The organism is Pseudomonas sp. BS-2016, from assembly GCF_001806145.1.
Lineage (GTDB): Bacteria > Pseudomonadota > Gammaproteobacteria > Pseudomonadales > Pseudomonadaceae > Aquipseudomonas > Aquipseudomonas lundensis.
On the sequence record NZ_MLCT01000066.1, the window covers coordinates 1 to 1,852 of the forward strand.

Annotated in this window: 2 protein-coding genes and 1 pseudogene; all 3 read left to right on the forward strand. The window is 59.9% G+C overall.

Annotation, left to right across the window (positions count from 1 at the left end; genetic code table 11):
- Window positions 1-88 (forward strand): annotated as a pseudogene (locus BKD70_RS24905) (anthranilate/aminodeoxychorismate synthase component II); the annotation flags it as partial.
- A 9-nt stretch (window positions 89-97) separates the two neighbouring features.
- Complete coding sequence (trpD, locus tag BKD70_RS22235; protein WP_003194694.1) at window positions 98-1,147, forward strand: anthranilate phosphoribosyltransferase; 1,050 nt, start codon at window positions 98-100, stop codon at window positions 1,145-1,147.
- On the forward strand, window positions 1,144-1,852 hold a 709-nt coding region (gene trpC / locus BKD70_RS22240), incomplete at its 3' end, for an indole-3-glycerol phosphate synthase TrpC (protein WP_070415408.1). The genes trpD and trpC, both read left to right, overlap by 4 nt.

A 1,852-nucleotide genomic window follows, 5' to 3' on the forward strand; every position in this document is an offset into this window, starting at 1 on the left:
GGTGCAATTTCACCCTGAATCAATCCTGACCGAGCAGGGCTACGAGCTGTTCGCCAACTTTCTCAAGCAGAGCGGCGGCACGCGCTAAGGACTTTTCATGGATATCAAGACTGCCCTGAGCCGTATCGTCGGCCATCTGGACCTTAGCACCGCGGAAATGAGCGATGTGATGCGCGAGATCATGACCGGCCAATGCACCGATGCCCAGATCGGCGCCTTTATGATGGCGATGCGCATGAAGAGCGAAAGCATCGACGAAATAGTCGGTGCGGTGTCGGTGATGCGTGAGCTGGCGGACAAGGTCGAGCTCAAGACTCTCGACGGCGTCGTCGATGTGGTGGGCACCGGCGGTGACGGTGCGAATATTTTCAACGTGTCGACCGCCTCATCTTTTGTGGTGGCCGCCGCTGGTTGCACCGTCGCCAAGCACGGTAACCGTGCAGTGTCTGGCAAGAGCGGCAGTGCCGACTTGCTGGAAGCGGCCGGTATTTACCTGAACCTCACGCCGGTGCAAGTAGCGCGCTGCATTGACAGCGTTGGTATCGGCTTCATGTTTGCCCAGTCCCATCATGGCGCAATGAAACACGCTGCCGGCCCGCGTAAGGACCTTGGCTTGCGTACCCTGTTCAACATGCTCGGCCCGCTTACGAATCCGGCCGGTGTGAAGCACCAGGTGGTAGGCGTGTTCAGCCAGGCGCTGTGCCGGCCGCTGGCCGAAGTCTTGCAACGCCTGGGCAGCAAGCATGTGCTGGTGGTGCATTCCAAGGATGGCCTCGACGAGTTCAGCCTGGCGGCGCCGACCTTCGTGGCGGAGCTGAAGAACGACGAGGTCACCGAATATTGGGTCGAGCCCGAAGACCTGGGTATGAAAAGCCAGAGCTTGCACGGCCTGGCGGTGGAAAGCCCGGCAGCTTCGTTGGAATTGATTCGTGATGCCCTGGGGCGTCGCAAGACCGAAAACGGTCAGAAAGCTGCGGAGATGATTGTGCTCAATGCTGGCGCAGCCCTTTACGCCGCTGACCATGCCTATAGTCTCAAGGAAGGTGTCGCCTTGGCCCACGATGCGCTGCACACCGGCCTGGCTCGTGAGAAGCTCGAAGAGCTGGGAGCATTCACCGCCGTATTCAAGATGGAGAATGAAGGATGAGTGTGCCAACTGTTCTGGAAAAGATCCTGGCCCGTAAGGCTGAAGAAGTGGCCGAGCGCCGTGCCCGGGTGAGCCTGGCCGAGTTGGAAGCGCAGGCGAAAAGCGCCGAGGCACCACGCGGCTTTGCCAATGCCTTGATCGCCCAGGCCAAGCTCAAGCAGCCGGCCGTGATCGCCGAGGTCAAGAAAGCCTCGCCGAGCAAAGGCGTGATTCGCGAACACTTCGTACCCGCTGAGATCGCCGTCAGTTACGAGAAGGGTGGGGCAACCTGCTTGTCTGTGCTGACGGATATTGACTACTTCCAGGGTTCCGACCCGTTCCTGCAACAGGCGCGCGCTGCGTGCAAGCTGCCGGTGATCCGCAAGGATTTCATGGTCGACCCGTACCAAATCGTCGAAGCTCGTGCCTTGGGTGCCGACTGCGTGTTGCTGATTGTCTCGGCATTGGATGACGTGAAGATGGCCGAGCTGGCGGCCGTGGCCAAAAGCGTCGGCCTGGACGTGTTGGTCGAAGTGCATGACGGCGACGAGCTGGAGCGCGCATTGAAGACCCTCGATACTCCGCTGGTGGGCGTCAACAACCGTAACCTGCATACCTTCGACGTCAGCCTGGAAACTACCCTCGACCTGCTGCCGCGTATTCCGCGCGATCGCTTGGTGATTACCGAGAGTGGCATCGTCAATCGCGCCGATGTGGAATTGATGG